This is a genomic window from Halobacillus sp. 12SKB, assembly GCF_052941655.1.
In genome coordinates, this window is sequence record NZ_JBRFWR010000001.1 from 3,260,274 (window position 1) to 3,277,487 (window position 17,214).

Sequence of the window (17,214 nt, forward strand, 5' to 3'; positions counted from 1 at the left end):
AAACTCAGCACCCATTTCCATAAACACTCCCTATTATGGAAATTTCAGTGTCATGATAAACAGGGAAGTGGACCGGTTAATCGTGGAGGGTTAATAAAATAGGTTTCCCCAAAGAGGGATTGTCTCCCATGTGAAAAGCGTAAAGTTTACTATATCAAGCTGTCACAATACTCCCTTGTCCTTTTCCTATTAATACCCCAGTGTTAAATAAAACCAATAAGAAAAAGAGCCTACAACTAAAAGGATAGTCATAGACCCTTGGTTTTATAACTCGATCATGATTGAGGCTCTTCTTTATAGTCACATTCGGTACACTGAATCTGTGTCCCCTTCTTCGACTTCTTCTCCACAAGTAAAGATTCACATTTCGGACATGGTCGGCTAATTGGCTTATCCCAAGAGATGAAGTCACAATCAGGATAGTTTTCACAGCCAAAGAACTTGCGGTTTTTCTTACTCTTCCTTTCGACGACTTCTCCATCCTTACATTTCGGACAAGTGACTCCGACTTTTTTAAGAATGGGTTTTGTATTGCGGCAGTCTGGGAAATTTGAGCAGGCAAGGAACTTACCGTACCTTCCCATTTTATATACCATTTCATGCCCACACTTTTCGCAGTCAATTCCTGCAGGCTCATCTTTAATTTCAATTTCTTCCATTTCTTTTTCCGCTTTTTCTAAGCGAGGCTGAAAGCCCTCATAGAAATGACTGATGATATTCACCCAGTCCTCTTTTCCATCCTCGATCGCATCAAGGTCATCTTCCATGCCCTTCGTAAAGTCGACATCGATGATTTCCGGAAAGTACTCTCTCAGTTGTTCAAGGACGATTTCTCCGAGCTCCGTTGGGATAAACCGTTTATTATCCAGAGCGACATATCCACGGCGCTGGATCGTATCGAGAGTCGGGGCATAAGTTGAAGGACGTCCAATCCCGAGCTCTTCAAGCGTCTTAACTAGACGTGCTTCCGTGTAACGCGGCGGAGGCTGTGTAAAGTGCTGGTTCGGTTTGATTTCTTCCGCTTTTACGGTCATGCCCTCTTCGAGGTGAGGCAGAAGCTTGTCTTTCTCTTTTTTGTTATCATCCCGACCTTCGATATAAACCTTCATAAAACCTTTGAACTTCACTTCAGAACCTGTAGCTCTGAACTCTACACCTTCGTTATAAAGGTGGACCGTCATCGTATCCAGGACTGCTGGTGCCATTTGGCTGGCAATGAACCTGTCCCAAATCAATTTGTATAGACGATATTGATCACGGGATAATATGCTCTTCATTGCTTTTGGATCACGGTCTGCACCCGTTGGCCTAATGGCCTCGTGAGCGTCCTGGGCCCCTTCTTGCTTTTTAGTTCCTTTATTTTGTCCATGAAACTCTTTACCGAAATTACCTTCGATGTACTGCTTAGCATCTTCTTTGGCTGAATTCGAGAGTCTAGTGGAATCCGTACGCATATACGTAATCAAACCAGTAGTTCCTTGCTTTCCACCAAGGTCAATACCTTCATAAAGCTGTTGGGCAATCATCATCGTTTTCTTCGCACGGAAGTTCAATTTACGTGCTGCTTCCTGTTGTAGTGAAGAAGTGGTGAATGGAAGGGATGGATTCCTTTTTCTCTCTCGTTTGTTTACTTTATCTACAGAGAAATCTTTCCCTTTCATCCGCTTTTGAATTTGGTCGACATCGTCCTGTGTTTTTAAATCCTTCTTCTTACCATCAACACCATAAAAAGAACCTTCGAATGACTCTTTATCTTTTAAGAAATCTGCTTCAATCGTCCAATATTCTTCTGGCTGGAATTTTTTAATCTCATTTTCACGATCAATAATGATTTTAACAGCCACTGATTGAACACGGCCTGCACTTAAGCCTTTTTTAACTTTCTTCCAAAGAATTGGACTGATATTATATCCGACAAGGCGGTCAAGTATCCGGCGAGCCTGTTGGGCATCAACCAAGTCTGAATCGATGGATCTCGGTTGTTTAAATGAATCTTTAATTGCTTCCTTAGTGATTTCATTGAAAACCACTCTACAATCTGATGTATCGTCAATATCCAAGCTGTGGGCTAAATGCCAGGCAATTGCTTCCCCTTCGCGGTCGGGGTCGGCAGCAAGATAAACTTTCTTTGCTTTTTTGGCTGCTGTTTTTAGTTCTTTTAAAACAGGACCTTTTCCCCTGATGGTTATATATTTAGGGTTGAATTCATTCTCTACATCCACGCCCATTTGACTTTTAGGCAAGTCACGCACATGACCTAGGGATGCTTTCACTTTATATTTCTTTCCAAGATATCGTTCAATTGTTTTTGCTTTCGCAGGTGATTCTACTATTACCAGATAATCTGCCATATATGTTCCTCCCATAGAGGTGTTTTCTCTTTATGTTCATACACTCTTTTTATATTTCTCGTTTTTGATTTACCTTTTGCTGTATAACTAAATCTAATGAAAAGGAAGACTATCTGTCCTTTCCAGAGAGAAAAAGTCGTTCTCACGTTGTTATTTTTGCATGAAATTGGTTGAGTTAGCTTTTTATAAAATAAATCTTCCCTATTATTAAATACAATGAAACCGTTTGTCAAACATATATTTTTCAAAAAAGTCTCAAATTGGTCCAATCTCACCCTTGAATGTAACACCTTTGTAACGGATTATTCAAATTTTTCTAACCAATCTTCCAATATGTCATGATACGTATGAACTAATTTTGCGCCTTCATTAATCATTTTATGACAACCTTCACTCGTTATCCTTCCTGCAGGTCCCGGTAGTGCGTACACATCTTTGCCTTGTTCTAGAGCTTGATCCACGGTAATCATTGTGCCGCTTTTCAGTCGCGCTTCGATGACAAAGGTACTGGGAGTCACCCCCGCGATCAGCCGGTTTCGCTCAGGGAAATGATATTTTTTTGGTGCACAGTCAGGAGGATATTCACTTACGACCAGATGTTCTTGAGTCAAAGTGTTATATAAAATGGGATTGTTCTTAGGATAAATATGCTGAAATCCCGAACCGAGAACGGCAATTGTTTTTCCATTATATTCAGTTGCTAACTCGTGAGCAAGCTGATCGACTCCCTGAGCCATACCACTGACAATAGTAAACCCGGACCGGATAAGTGGGACAAGGACTGATTTCATAGCCGGAAATGCATAAGGCGATGGCTTACGAGTGCCCACCACACTGATGGAAAGCGGTGTATGCAATAAAGATACATCCCCTTCCGAGTAAAGGACAAAAGGAGGGTCTGGAATCGTTTTTAAACTCATGGGGTATGTTTGATCAAACACGGTTACAATTGTATATTTTTGGTCATACATGTCGAGTTTCTTCATTATATTAGGGTCTGTTATATGACGGAGGATAGATTGAGCTCTTGAAAGGGGAATGGATAGATCTTTGGATAACTGTGCCGGTGTACGTGAAAAGGGGTGAAGGAAAGAAGCATCGACCTGCAGTAATTTTCTAAGGAGAGGTCTCGTCATATGAGGAGAATCGTGAAGGAGGAGTAAGCGTGTTCTACAATCTTTCATCAGGCACCTCATCTACATAGTTTAGAGGCCGTACCTGTTCACCGATACGGCCTCTTTCTTCATTTACTTAGTGTGTTTTGCATTTTTCAAATAGATCCTGGTCTTTCAGAACTTGAATCAATGTCTCACCCATAACTGAAGGTGTTTCAGCCACTTGAATTCCACATTCATTCATGACACGGATTTTTTCATCCGCGGTCCCTTTTCCACCAGAAATAATCGCACCAGCATGACCCATGCGTTTTCCTGGAGGGGCTGTACGACCACCAATAAAGCCTACAACCGGTTTACTCATATTCGCTTTCACCCATTCAGCTGCTTCTTCTTCAGCTGTTCCGCCGATTTCACCAATCATGATGACAGCTTCTGTATCAGGGTCTTCATTGAAAGCTTTCAATACATCGATGAAATCGGTCCCATTCACAGGGTCTCCACCAATGCCGACCGCTGTGGATTGACCGATTCCAGCTTCAGATAGCTGGTGAACGGCTTCGTATGTCAGCGTACCAGAACGAGAAACAACGCCGACATGACCTTTTTTATGGATGTAGCCAGGCATGATGCCGATTTTACACTCATCAGGTGTAATGACTCCAGGACAGTTAGGCCCGACGAGGCGTGTTTTCTTCCCTTCCATATAACGTTTTACTTTGATCATATCCAATACAGGGATATGTTCTGTGATGCAAATGGCAAGATCCATTTCTGAATCTGTCGCTTCCATGATGGCATCCGCTGCAAACGGTGCAGGGACATAAATGACGGAAGCATTCGCCCCTGTTTTTTCTACAGCTTCCGCAACTGTATTAAATACAGGAATTCCCTCAACTTCGGTGCCGCCTTTACCTGGTGTGACACCGCCCACGATCTGTGTCCCATACTCAACCATCTGTTTGGTATGGAAAAGTGCTGTGGAGCCTGTAATACCTTGAACAATGACTTTTGTGTTCTTATCAATATATACACTCATCTGATTCCCCGCCTTTCTTACTTGACTAGTTCAACGATTTTTTGTGCGCCTTCTGCCATAGAATCTGCAGAAGTGATGTTCAAGCCTGATTCATCAAGAATTTTCTTCCCAGCATCTACGTTCGTACCTTCTAAACGAACAACGAGCGGCAATGTGAGTCCGATTTGTTTCGTTGCTTCGACCACACCTTCAGCGATCACATCACACTTCATAATGCCACCGAAAATGTTAACGAAGATTCCTTTGACATTTTCATCAGAAAGGATGATCTTGAAAGCTTCGGTTACTTTTTCAGTTGTAGCGCCGCCTCCGACATCCAGGAAATTGGCAGGATCTCCACTATAGTGTTTGATTGTGTCCATTGTAGCCATCGCTAGACCCGCACCATTGACCATACAGCCGATGTTACCATCGAGCGCGATGTAACTAAGATCATATTTAGATGCTTCTACTTCTTTAGGATCTTCTTCTTCAAGATCACGAAGTTCAGCAATATCTTTTTGACGGAAAAGGGCATTATCGTCAAAGTTCAACTTGGAGTCAAGCGCCAGTACATCCCCATCACCTGTTGTAACGAGTGGATTGATTTCTGCAACAGAGCAATCCTTTTGTACAAAAACGTCGTAAAGGCCAAGCATAAACTTAACCGCTTTTCCTAAAGATTCTTTCGGAATATTAATATTGAATGCAAGTCGACGCGCCTGGAATGGTGTGAGACCTGTCACAGGATCGATGACTTCTTTGAAGATTTTTTCAGGAGTCTTTTCTGCGACTTCCTCAATTTCTGTTCCACCTTCTTCAGATGCCATCATCGTCACACGGCTTGTCGCGCGATCGAGAACAAGACCGACATAGTATTCGCTCTTAATATCGCAACCTTCTTCGATAAGTAAGCGCTTTACTTCTTTGCCTTCTGGTCCAGTCTGATGGGTTACAAGAGTTTTTCCTAGTATTTCGTCAGCGTATGTACGCACCTCGTCAAGATTTTTAGCAATTTTGACTCCGCCGGCTTTCCCGCGGCCACCTGCGTGGATCTGCGCTTTGACAACTGTGACATCGCTACCTAATTTCTTCGCTGCTTCGACAGCTTCTTCTGCGGTATATGCGACGTGTCCATTTGGCACAGATACGCCAAAATCACGCATGATTTCTTTTCCTTGATACTCGTGAATGTTCATGTTTCATCCTCCCATCAAATTTCACTGCATGTACATTGTATAAAAAAACGCTATCAATTGTCCATACTAAGCTAGATATCTGTCGAAAAATTCACTAGATTCACAGGTATAATATTATGTAAACTAGTTTAGCGTTGTCTTTTTTTAAACTTAGTTTCTAGGTTTTCCCGGTCGTGACTCAGTGGTGGCTGGGAAGCTACTCGTCTAGCTCCATCGCCCAGACACTTGCGTCATAAGTCGAACATCAACGGAATAAAAAAGCACATTTCTTTGCTGGTCTATGCCAGTCGTTTCTATCAGGGCGATTCCGCATTTGAACACTTTCCTATGGTGGAGCGCCGAGCTTCCTCGGACTGCGTCCTGCGGAATCTCGCCGATCTCCTTCTCCCACGGGGGTCTCACAGCTTCCCCCCATTCGATGTAAGAGAGAAACGCCCCCCTCTACCACGAAGGATTCTCTTCCACGAGCACTACAACTTATGTATAAAGCGCACGACATCAAGATTTTATGCTTTGAATGCTAGCTATGAATACAATTACTTAACCACTTCCTTAAGTATGGATACTGATTATCCCAATAATGATTTCGAAAACCTTTTATGACAAAGGAGTGGAGGGGAATGACGAGACTCCTGCGGGAAGATAGTGCTTGGTGAGACCCCGCAAGGCAACAGCCTGAGGAGGATCACCGTGCTCCCGCGGAAAGCGAGTTATTCCCCGCCCCGATCCACTCAACAAAAGCCTCGAAATCGAGCCCTCCACAATCCTGTTATATTCTTCAAAAAGGATTATTTCTTATGTTGCTGGTCAACGTTGTAAATAAAGGCGAAAACTTCAGCGACAACGTGGTAAAGATCTTCCGGGATTTGTTCGTTGATGTTCAACTCTGACAGCAATTCGACAAGCGTGGCGTCTTCTTGTACGGGTATTTGGTGCTCCTCTGCGGCTTTTAGAATATTTTCAGCTATGATGCCCTTCCCTTTAGCCACTACCTCAGGAGCAGTCGTTTTTTCGGATTGATAGGTCAAAGCAATGGCTTCTTTTCTTTTTTGATTCATATTCTGATATCCAGCCCTTCTTCCACCGACTTTTGTTTGTTAGCGTTAGAGTTTTTTGAAACTACACTTGTGACGCGTGCCTTTATAGAGTTCAGTTCATATCCCGCATTTTCCAAACCCTCTACTAACTTCTTTTGAAACGGCTGAAAAAGCTTTTCAAGTTCTGGGTTTTCATTATATACGACGATAGACACCCGGCGCTCAACAATATTTAAATCTATGATTGTTTCCTCAAGCTGAGAAAGGTGTAAGTAAAACATCACATGACAATAGTCAGAATCAATCTGCCCATCGTCATTTTTCCGCCCTTCCATGTTCATATGTACATCCTTTAGAGCCCCAATGAAATCACCCGGGAATTGAAGCGCTATTTGTAAGGTTTGGGAGTTATCCGAGTAAGAAGCGAGTTGAGTCCCGTTGATTAAGTTTATCAGCCGGTTTGCAGTCTCTGCTTTCACCTCTGAACCTTCACTTAAACCGTTTAACAGCAACGATTTTAACGAGTTTTCAGTCTGTGCAGATGCATCTGTCAATTTGGAGGAGCTTGAAAGAAGATCATGCTCATCATTGAATCCTAGGCCATTCATCATTGTTCGCATTTGGAGCCACATTCTATCTTTGGCAGACAGTGGAATGTTATGGCTTAATGACTGCAGCAAATAAATGAGGAGCTTTTGCTGTACATGGGGAAGTTGTTTTCCTGACAAATGTTGAATATCAGAAAGATAAGACTTGAATTCAGCACTTGTAAAAGGAATTTCATCTCTCTTCTCACTGCCTAATAGAGTGACGGCTTTCTCAATAAACAGCTTTGTTGATTCCTGTAAGTACGGAGTTAAACGTTCCAATATCTTTTGGTTCACTACTTTTTTGAAAGTATCCGTCCATTGTTTACGTGTTTGTTCAGACAATGTTGAAAAATCAGCTTTTGAAGGTTGTTGAGTCCAGAGTGACAGGAGTCTCTCTGCCGTTAAACCCCACTGTTTAACCGTTTTATTCTCTGATGGGGATAACGGAAGTTGATTTTGTAACAGCTCTTGTAAAGAAGCAGCTACTTGTTCTTTAGTGAATGGTAATCGATCCATGCTGGGATTTAGACGAGACCAATTTTGCTTGAACGTTGAATAAGTCACCTTGGTATCTATAATTCCCGATCTCTTAAATAGCTCAAAAGTAGCGCTCGATCCATTCGTCAATTCGGATTTTAATTTATTCAAAATCCTACCTTCAGAGTTCTGAGTTTGTTCTGCACGTAATGTTTGGACCATAGATTTAATTTTCTCATCAGATGGAGAAAGTGATTTTTCTCCCAATTGCTGCTTAACATCTGATAAAACTTGAGAATATTCGGCTGTGTATTTAGCAGATAGCGCAGAGTATACAGAAGGTTGAATGGGCATTTTCCTGCTAATCATATGTAGTAATAGATCACGTGAAACTCGTTGATCGGCCGAAGACTGAAACAACTTGAACACTTGGGCTAACTCTTTCTTATTTAATGGCACTTTCAAATCAACCATTGCCTTCATTAGTGAGAGGTTGTCTTTATTTTCTTGTACTCCTACTTGCTTTAAAAGCGATGCTAGACCCGATGGTGCGGAACGCTCTTCAGAAACCGTTATGGGTCGTAAGACGAGATTAGGTTCTACCTGTTCTACTTGAAATAAGTAAGAGGAACCTTTGATCAACGGTTGATTCACTTTAGCTTCCACACTTTTCATGCCCATGTTCACCACGTACTTGTTGTTTTGTAGTGGCTGTATGACTTTCCCTTTTATCAGTTGGCCTGATTTAGGCTCAACAGGAAGGGCTGAATGTGCAGATAAGCGTGTAAGACTATTGATCAAATGGTTCATCTTTAATCCATCCCTCTCTTAAAGCAGATCTTTTACAGGGGCAAATGTTTTTCTATGAACCGGTGAAGGCCCATAAGCTTTTAATGCTTCCACGTGTGGCTTTGTTCCATATCCCTGATTATTTCGGAATTGATAAACAGGATACTGTTCATCTAATTCCGCCATCATCCGGTCTCGCGTCACCTTGGCGATCACACTAGCAGCGGCGATTGAAACACTTCTCTCATCCCCTTTTATAAGTTTCGTTTGAGGACTTGGTATCGCGTCTAATTCCATCGCATCAATCAGCAAATGTTCCGGTTGGCCAGAAAGATCTTCGACGGCTCTCTTCATGGCAAGTTTTGTTGCTTGATAGATGTTGATTTGATCAATCTCTTCATTTGTGACAATCCCTATACCCCAATCAGCATCTGCTTTGATCCGATCAAAGTAGGCCTCACGACTTTTTAAAGAAAGTTTCTTCGAATCATTCAGCCCTTCTAAGTAATAATCACGAGGTAAAATGACAGCACCCGCCACGACAGGACCTGCAATCGGCCCACGCCCTGCTTCGTCTATTCCTGCTACCTCAGTAAAACCGCGGTGAAACAGATTTTCTTCAAACGTCATCATCATCTCATACTGCTTTTTCAGCTCTTGTTTTTGCTTGATCTCCTTATCATAGCGTTTCATGAGCTGTTGGACACCTTTCCTTGAATCCTCTTTAAACAAAGTCAGCTCCTGATCGCTCAATTCATCGTCATTCAGTCTTTCTTTTATCTGGGCTACAGTCAATTGGGTCATGAAACATAAACCCTCCATTTCTTATCATATCGGACATTTGTCATCAATCTATAACCAAATTTCATTTGTTTTTTCTATCCATATCACTGTTCTCCCTTAAAGGTGTGTCCCCTGTGCGGCTGAGCCGGCTTCTGACATTAACAGACCTCGATGCATACTTTTGATAAATGATAGAAAAAAAACTCACAAAGAAAGCGCAAGGGGCAAGGGCCTCTTTGCGCTTTGATTTATGAGTCAGGGCGTTCAAGGGTAATCATTCCGAGCTTCCCTGTCCTTAAGTCTTGCAAGATAATATCAGAAACTTTTTCAAAATTAATGCGGCCTCCACTTTCGAGACAGCCTCGCTTTTTCCCAATGGCCTCAAAAGCCTCCATCATATCATCCACATTCTCAAGACCAAATCTCTCTTCTAGCCGATCCGGGTAGGATTGATGTAGGAAATTAAGGACATAAGCAGCTACATCTTCTTTAGGAAGGATTTGATCTTTGATCGTGCCGATCGCTGCTAAGCGATATCCCACTTCCTCTTCCTCAAATTTAGGCCACAGAATTCCAGGTGTATCAAGCAATTCGAATTCTTTCTTTACTTTGATCCATTGTTGTTTCGTGGTAACCCCGGGTTTATCCCCTGTTTTAGCCATTTTCTTGTTGGCCAGTCTATTGATCAACGTAGACTTCCCTACATTTGGAATACCTATGATCATCGCCCGCGAAGCTCTGGGGCGTATGCCTTTCGCTTTAAGTTTGTCCATTTTTTCTCTGCCTAACTCTTTCGCTTTCTGGACAACTTTTTGCACATCCTGTTTTTGATTCGCTTCAATCTCAACGGCTGGAATTCCTTTTTCTTTAAAATGTTGAATCCATTCACTGGTGATTTGGGTGTCCGCCAGATCTTTTTTCATCAGCACCATCATTTTGGGCTTTTCTTGTAAAGTGTTATGAAGCATAGGGTTCTGAGAAGAAAGTGGTGCACGTGCATCAACAAGTTCAATAACAAAGTCCACGAGCTTAAGCTTCTCAGCGACTTCCCTTTTTGCTTTGGCCATATGGCCTGGGAACCATTGAATGGTCATGTAGATCCTCCTAATTCACAAGCTGGATGCGATTTAATGGCCAGTAGGAAACAACAGCTTCCCCTACCATCTGGTCCTGATCAATCATGCCAAGCATCCGGCTGTCTGTCGAGTTGTTGCGGTTGTCGCCAAGTACGAACAGTTGACCTTCAGGCACTTCTTCATATTCACCTGGTAAATTCTCCATGGTGAAATCATCAGTCAAAGGCCGGCTTCCGCTTAATTGTTGTTTTCTTTCATTTAGAAATGGCTCTTCCACAGGTTCGCCATTCACATAGAGTTGATCATCTTCATAGGCGATATGATCTCCAGGAAGTCCAATCACGCGTTTAATATAGTCTTTACGTTCTGTTGCATGAAATACAACCACATCAAAACGCTCCGGCGATCCAATCTTATAATTGAGCTTACTGACAATCAAGTGATCCCCGCTATGTAAAGTGGTCAACATGGAAGGCCCTTCAACGACGACCGGTGCAAACAAGAACACTCTTACGACCACAGCCAAAACGCCGGCGATAAGAAATGCTTTCAACCAGTCCAACCATTGTTGTTTCATCAATATCCCTTCTTCCTTGAATGAAGGAGTCTGGAGCGGCAAAACCATAGTGTGCAGGCTGCAGGCACAACCTTTTTAAAATATATGGTTACATTTGCTGCTGAACGCTCTCTAGTCTTGAGTTTTATCTTCGTCTTACAAATCATATCATAAAATTCTTTACCCTTGTTTCTATTTCCGTTTAACTCCCCTTAGTGTAAACTCAAGTCTGTGACGTTAGTGTACGTTTTGGGGCTGTAGGAAATCTATGAAATGGGAATTTAATGGTTGTGAAACCTCTAGATAAGTAGAAAAAAGGAGCTTGGCATCGCAAGCTCCTTTTGACTGAAATTAGATAATTTCTTTAATACGTGCAGCTTTACCGCGTAGGTTACGCAAGTAGTAAAGTTTCGCACGACGTACTTTACCACGACGAGTACGCTCAATCTTAGCGATACGTGGAGAATGAACTGGGAATGTACGCTCAACACCTGTACCGTAAGTAATCTTACGAACAGTGAATGTTTCGCTGATTCCGCCGTTCTGACGCTTGATGACAACACCTTCGAATACCTGGATACGTTCACGTGTGCCTTCGACAACTTTCACGTGTACTTTTACAGTATCACCAGGACGGAAATCTGGGTGATCCGTACGAAGTTGTTCTTTTGTAATGTCATGAATCAATTGTTGCATGATTTTCACTCCTTTTTAACTAATGCTCATGTCTTCTAAGAGGCAGCGGAACATCGTTTTCCACTTAAACCGTACGTTTAAGCACAAAATTTAATATACCATATCTAGAGACAAACATCAACAATACTCAGCTATTTTTCCACTCTTCCAACCACGATTGCTCTTTAGCAGATAATTCTCTTCCTTCAAGCAGGTCAGGCCTTCTTTCGAAAGTACGCTTCAATGACTGATAGTGACGCCACTCATCAATTTTGGCATGGTTCCCTGATAAGAGGACATCCGGCACTTTGTGACCTCGAAAATCAGCCGGCCTCGTATAATGGGGATGCTCCAGCAAACCGTTTGAGAATGAATCCATCGGTGCCGACTGTTCATTTCCGAGAACCCCTGGAAGAAGTCGGACTACGGAATCGATGACGACCATCGCACCAAGCTCTCCACCAGTAAGGACATAATCACCGATGGAAATTTCATCAGTCACCAGTTCCTGTCTGATCCGTTCATCATACCCTTCATAATGGCCGCAAATAAAGACAAGATGATCTTCTTCGGAAAGTTCTTCCGCTTTTTGCTGGGAGTAGGGTTCTCCCTGCGGGCAAAGAAGCACGACACGTGGAGGTTTTTCCGCTGTGTCTTTGATGGACTGAATGCTGTCAAAGATGGGCTGCGGGGATAGAACAAGCCCCGCTCCTCCACCATAAGGGTAATCATCAACTTTATTGTGTTTGTTTTCAGTGTAATCACGGAAATTGACATACTGATGTGAAAAGGCGCCTTGTTCCTGAGCACGCTTCATGATGGAATTCTGCAGTACACCATCAAACATTTCTGGAAAAAGTGTCAGAATATCGATATGCATTAGTCTAGCAGCCCCTCTATTGGATCGATGATGATTGTCTTCCGCTCCGTATCCACTTCTTTAACGACAGGTTCGATATACGGAATGAGAACATCCGATTGATTCTTCCGCTTCACAACCCAAACGTCATTCGCACCAGGAGTAAGAATTTCTTTGATTTCACCTAATTCTTCCCCTGACTCTAAAAATACGGTACACCCGATGATTTCATAAAAATAGAATTCATGGTCACCAAGCTCTTCTTGATGCTCTTCAGATACCATCAGCTTTCCATTCTTGTATCCTTCGACATCATTAATCGTAGGATGATCTTCGAAGCTTACAAGGTCGAAACCTTTATGAATTCGGTGTGTTCGAATTACGAGTGGCTTCGGCTCCTTTTTATCACTTACCCAATACAAAAGCTGACCTGGTTCGAAACGTTCATCAAAATCTGTAACGCGATGAACTTTCACTTCTCCTTTGATGCCATGTGTGTTTATAATTTTACCAACATTGAATAACTGTTTCTCCATGAATGCAATTACCTCGCTCGTATGACTTTTCCGTCTTCCACGACGATTTGACGATCCTGAATGACCTCATCCCATTGATCGCCTTCTTCAACTTCAATCAGCGCCTGTACTTCGTCCGTTTCAAGCTCACTTCCATCAGGCAGGATATCCAATTGTCTGCGCTGATATTCAAGCCACTTCAGCTGATCTTTTCTGCGCCCGATTTCCTTCGAAAACCGGCGCTCCACTTCCTGTCTCGACACCCCGGGCTTGCGTTCCAATTTTTTCTGCTCAAAGGAAAGCTGCCTGCATTCCCGGTCCAGACGTTGATATCTTTCATCGAACTTTTCCTTAATCTGCGCACGACTCGCCTCTGTCAAAATCTGTTTGACAGGTACTGTTCGGATGATCTGCATCTTTTCGCCCGCCCCTCTGCCGTTCCATGAGAATAGTAAAAAAGGGAAAAGGTTTCCCTTCTCCCTCCTTACACCAATAAAATTAGTTCTCTTACATGATATCCAAATAGATTCGTTTTTCAGAATCTGAACCTGCCGCATAAACGACAGTCCGAATCGCTTTCGCAATCCGTCCGTTCTTACCGATGACTTTCCCTACATCATCCGGGTGGACTGTAAGATGATAAACCACTTTGTGATCTTCTTCTTTCTCATCCACTACGATGTCATCAGGATAATCGACAAGCGGAGTTACGATCGTTTCGATCAAGGTTTTCATGGAATCACCACTACTTTATGATTTATTGGTTTTTCTTATCGTGGAACTGTTTCATGATGCCTTCGTTAGAGAATAGGTTACGAACAGTGTCGCTTGGCTTCGCGCCGTTTGACATCCAGTCGATCGCTTTCTCAGCATCAAGTTTAACCTCTACAGGGTTAGCAACTGGGTTATATGTTCCGATTTGCTCGATGATACGTCCATCACGAGGAGAACGAGAATCAGCAACTACTACACGATAAAATGGGTTACGCTTAGATCCCATACGTTTTAGGCGAATTTTTACTGCCATTTTTAACAACCTCCAAATTTCTTTTCTTTAATGTTTCACACAGATTTAGATTTTAGCAGAACTTCAAGGGTGTGTAAAGGTTTTTTCCATTACATAAAAGGAAATTTCATTCCTTTGCCTTTTTTCCCTTTGGTATTGCTCATTTGTTTCATCATTTTCTTCATTTCTTCAAACTGCTTCAACAGTCTGTTGACCTCTGACACAGAGGTTCCTGAACCCTTAGCGATCCGCTTCTTACGGCTTGCATTCATCACAGAAGGGTCCTGACGTTCATTTTTTGTCATCGATTGGATAATCGCTTCTACATGAACGATCTGTTTGTCATCGAAGGACACATTCTGAAGACCTTTCATTTTGTTCGCACCAGGAATCATGTTTAAAATTTCATCCAGTGGTCCCATGTTCTTCACTTGCTCCATCTGCTCAAGGAAATCCTCGAAAGTAAAGGACGCATTACGCATTTTCGACTCCAGCTCTTTCGCCTGTTTCTCATCGACTTGCGTTTGTGCTTTTTCAATTAATGTGAGCATGTCGCCCATTCCAAGGATTCTTGAGGCCATACGCTCAGGGTGGAAGGTCTCAAGCTGGTCGAGCTTTTCCCCCATACCCGCGAATTTGATCGGTTTACCTGTCACAGCTTTGATGGATAATGCAGCACCACCACGGGTATCTCCATCCAGTTTTGTGAGGAGCACACCGGTGACGTCAAGCTGCTCATCGAAGCTTTCAGCTACATTCACCGCATCCTGCCCCGTCATAGCATCGACAACAAGGAAGATTTCATCAGGATTGACGGCTTCCTTGATCTCTTGCAATTCACCCATCAAATCGCCATCAATATGCAAACGACCAGCGGTATCGATGAGCACATAATCATGGTGCTCCTCTTTGGCCTTCGCTATCGCATTTTTGGCAATATCAACAGGATTGGCTTCGGTCCCTTCCTCATGGACAGGCATATCCAGCTGTTTACCGAGTGTCTGTAATTGCTGAATGGCAGCTGGTCGGTAAACGTCGGCTCCTACGAGTAACGGCTTCCTGTTGTAGCTTTTACGCAACAGGTTCGCAAGCTTCCCGGTCGTCGTCGTTTTACCTGCACCCTGCAAACCGACCATCATAATGACCGTCGGAGGACGCTTGGCGACAGCGATTTTACTTTCATCGCCACCCATCAGCTCTGTGAGCTCTTCTTTAACCACTTTGATGACCTGCTGTCCAGGGGTCAGGCTTTCCATGACCTCCTGACCGACGGCGCGTTCACGTACACGCTTAACAAAATCTTTCACGACTTTAAAGTTTACATCGGCCTCAAGGAGGGCGAGACGGACCTCCCTGGTCATCTCTTTTACGTCTTGTTCGTTTACCTTCCCTTTGCCTTTGATTTTCTTGATCGTTTCCTGCAAACGGTCGGATAAACCCTCAAATGCCATCGAAGATCCCCTCCTATTCTAATTCTTGTAATTCTTGCAACCATGATTCATAAGGGGCTGGCAGCTCGTCTTTTTTAAACTGAGCTTCCATCTCCTTAATCACTTTCTGGCGTTTTTCAAACTTCCCATATAGATGAAGCTTTTTTTCATATTCTTCAAGCATCGTCTCTGTTCGGCGAATATTATCGTACACGGCTTGACGTGAGACATCAAAGGTTTCCGATATTTCACCAAGAGAGTAATCTTCGAGATAGTACAACTCCATATAGTTTCTCTGCTTAGGAGTCAACAACGATTGATAGAAATCAAATAGATAATTAATCCGTGTCGTTTTTTCAAGCATGCTTGAAGCACTCCTTGTTAAGTGAAATGCCTTTACACATAAATACTAAAGGAACATGTACCTTTATGTCAAGGCTTATGAAAGTTCTTCTTCTTCCTCATATTCATCAATCATATCTGCAAACAGACCATAAACGAAAGCATGAGCATCGAATGTTTCAAGATCGGTCACTTTTTCTCCCAGGCCTACGAGTTTTACCGGGATCTCCAATTCATTTCGAATGGCAAGAACGATTCCGCCTTTTGCTGTTCCATCCAGTTTCGATAGGACAATGCCGGAAACATCCGTCGCTTCGGAGAATGTTTTCGCCTGACTCATAGCATTCTGCCCTGTTGTAGCATCGAGAACAAGCAGAACTTCATGAGGAGCTCCAGGAATTTCACGTTCAATGACACGTTTCACCTTGGAAAGCTCATTCATCAAGTTCACTTTATTTTGCAGACGACCGGCAGTATCGCAAATGAGGACATCGGCATTCTTCGATTTTGCCGATTGAATGCCATCATAAATGACAGCAGCCGGGTCGCTTCCTTCACTATGCTTTGTGACATTCACTCCGACACGTTTGCCCCACTCTTCCAGTTGCTCTATCGCACCTGCACGGAAAGTATCTCCTGCGGCGAGTGTGACGTTCTTCCCTTCGCTTTTCAGTCTGTGGGCGAGTTTACCGATGGTCGTTGTTTTCCCTACCCCATTCACACCAACAAACAGGTAGACCGTCAAACCACCTGGGTTTTCATTCAACCCTTCGATCTCTTCAGCCCTGTCATCACCATAGTAGATTTCAACAAGCTTTTCGGAAATGATTTCTTTCACCTTTTGAGGGTCCTGAACATTCCTACGCTTCACTTCCATCTCAAGCTCTTCAATCATTTCCATAACGGTCGTAACCCCGACATCAGCAGAAATCAACACTTCTTCAAGTTCTTCGAAGAAGTCTTCATCAACGGTACGGTAGCGTGCAACAAGATCATTGATCTTAGTTGAGAACGAATCCCTCGTTTTTGCCAAACCCATTTTAAACTTAGATGCTATGGAAGCTTTTTCATCCTCTTCCTGACTTTCTGCACCTATTTCTTCTTCTTCTGGGAATGATTCTTCAAGATTTTCAACACTCTGATCATCTTCTTCATCCACTGTTGATTCTAAAGTATCTTCCTCCGTACCCTCTGCAGGGAGCTCTGTTTCCGGAGTTTCTGTTTCTCCCTGAAGGTCAAGCTCCTGATGTTCACTCTCTGCAGGGTCTGCCTCCGGAGAATTTTCCTTTTCGTCGGAACCTTCTGTTTCATCCAGCTTCTGTTCCTCTTTTTCTTCTTCCGACTCAGGACCTTTCACGAATTTTTCTTTCAGTTTCTTAAAAAAACTCATCGACTC

General features: G+C 43.0%; 18 protein-coding genes. All 18 read right to left on the bottom strand.

Annotated features, from left to right (window positions below):
* Positions 1-275 precede the first annotated feature (275 nt).
* A complete protein-coding gene (topA, locus tag ACQ4XT_RS16270; protein WP_446854578.1) occupies positions 276-2,351 on the bottom strand; it encodes a type I DNA topoisomerase in 2,076 nt (691 codons plus the stop codon).
* A gap of 302 nt (positions 2,352-2,653) precedes the next feature.
* Complete coding sequence (gene dprA / locus ACQ4XT_RS16275) at positions 2,654-3,535, bottom strand: DNA-processing protein DprA (RefSeq protein WP_446854579.1); 882 nt, start codon at positions 3,533-3,535, stop codon at positions 2,654-2,656.
* 67 nt (positions 3,536-3,602) lie between these two features.
* Positions 3,603-4,505 (bottom strand): succinate--CoA ligase subunit alpha, encoded by a 903-nt coding sequence (gene sucD / locus ACQ4XT_RS16280; RefSeq protein WP_446854580.1) that lies wholly within the window; start codon positions 4,503-4,505, stop codon positions 3,603-3,605.
* 17 nt (positions 4,506-4,522) lie between these two features.
* The gene (gene sucC, locus ACQ4XT_RS16285) at positions 4,523-5,683 is read right to left on the bottom strand and encodes an ADP-forming succinate--CoA ligase subunit beta (RefSeq protein ID WP_446854581.1); all 1,161 of its coding nucleotides are present in this window, start codon (positions 5,681-5,683) and stop codon (positions 4,523-4,525) included.
* 788 nt (positions 5,684-6,471) lie between these two features.
* Entirely contained in the window at positions 6,472-6,741 is a 270-nt protein-coding gene (locus ACQ4XT_RS16290; RefSeq protein ID WP_446854582.1) for an EscU/YscU/HrcU family type III secretion system export apparatus switch protein, read from the bottom strand.
* On the bottom strand, positions 6,738-8,597 hold the full coding sequence (locus tag ACQ4XT_RS16295) for a TP0910 N-terminal domain-containing protein (RefSeq protein ID WP_446854583.1): 1,860 nt from the start codon (positions 8,595-8,597) through the stop codon (positions 6,738-6,740). The genes ACQ4XT_RS16290 and ACQ4XT_RS16295 overlap by 4 nt, the downstream gene beginning before the upstream one ends.
* 18 nt (positions 8,598-8,615) lie before the next feature.
* A complete protein-coding gene (gene rnhB / locus ACQ4XT_RS16300; protein WP_446854584.1) occupies positions 8,616-9,380 on the bottom strand; it encodes a ribonuclease HII in 765 nt (254 codons plus the stop codon).
* 227 nt (positions 9,381-9,607) lie between these two features.
* Positions 9,608-10,453, bottom strand: coding sequence for a ribosome biogenesis GTPase YlqF (gene ylqF, locus ACQ4XT_RS16305; RefSeq protein ID WP_446854585.1), 846 nt, complete (start codon positions 10,451-10,453; stop codon positions 9,608-9,610).
* Between the two features lie 10 nt (positions 10,454-10,463).
* Positions 10,464-11,012: a signal peptidase I gene (gene lepB / locus ACQ4XT_RS16310; protein WP_446854586.1), complete on the bottom strand. Its 549-nt coding sequence runs from the start codon at positions 11,010-11,012 to the stop codon at positions 10,464-10,466.
* A 330-nt stretch (positions 11,013-11,342) separates the two neighbouring features.
* Complete coding sequence (rplS, locus tag ACQ4XT_RS16315) at positions 11,343-11,687, bottom strand: 50S ribosomal protein L19 (protein WP_089652436.1); 345 nt, start codon at positions 11,685-11,687, stop codon at positions 11,343-11,345.
* A 127-nt stretch (positions 11,688-11,814) separates the two neighbouring features.
* Positions 11,815-12,546: a tRNA (guanosine(37)-N1)-methyltransferase TrmD gene (trmD, locus tag ACQ4XT_RS16320; protein WP_446854587.1), complete on the bottom strand. Its 732-nt coding sequence runs from the start codon at positions 12,544-12,546 to the stop codon at positions 11,815-11,817.
* A complete protein-coding gene (gene rimM / locus ACQ4XT_RS16325; RefSeq protein ID WP_446854588.1) occupies positions 12,546-13,061 on the bottom strand; it encodes a ribosome maturation factor RimM in 516 nt (171 codons plus the stop codon). Before rimM ends, trmD begins: the two co-directional genes overlap by 1 nt.
* Before the next feature lie 8 nt (positions 13,062-13,069).
* Positions 13,070-13,456, bottom strand: a complete 387-nt coding sequence (locus ACQ4XT_RS16330; RefSeq protein ID WP_446854589.1) for a YlqD family protein — start codon at positions 13,454-13,456, stop codon at positions 13,070-13,072.
* Between the two features lie 91 nt (positions 13,457-13,547).
* On the bottom strand, positions 13,548-13,775 hold the full coding sequence (locus ACQ4XT_RS16335) for a KH domain-containing protein (RefSeq protein ID WP_226589325.1): 228 nt from the start codon (positions 13,773-13,775) through the stop codon (positions 13,548-13,550).
* Between the two features lie 22 nt (positions 13,776-13,797).
* Positions 13,798-14,067, bottom strand: coding sequence for a 30S ribosomal protein S16 (gene rpsP, locus ACQ4XT_RS16340; protein ID WP_089652441.1), 270 nt, complete (start codon positions 14,065-14,067; stop codon positions 13,798-13,800).
* A gap of 89 nt (positions 14,068-14,156) precedes the next feature.
* Positions 14,157-15,497 carry a signal recognition particle protein gene (gene ffh / locus ACQ4XT_RS16345; RefSeq protein ID WP_160912454.1) on the bottom strand — a complete coding sequence of 447 codons (1,341 nt, stop codon included), beginning with the start codon at positions 15,495-15,497 and terminating at the stop codon, positions 14,157-14,159.
* A 13-nt stretch (positions 15,498-15,510) separates the two neighbouring features.
* Complete coding sequence (locus ACQ4XT_RS16350; RefSeq protein ID WP_446854590.1) at positions 15,511-15,840, bottom strand: putative DNA-binding protein; 330 nt, start codon at positions 15,838-15,840, stop codon at positions 15,511-15,513.
* A 75-nt stretch (positions 15,841-15,915) separates the two neighbouring features.
* Entirely contained in the window at positions 15,916-17,208 is a 1,293-nt protein-coding gene (gene ftsY / locus ACQ4XT_RS16355; RefSeq protein ID WP_446854591.1) for a signal recognition particle-docking protein FtsY, read from the bottom strand.
* Positions 17,209-17,214 lie beyond the last annotated feature (6 nt).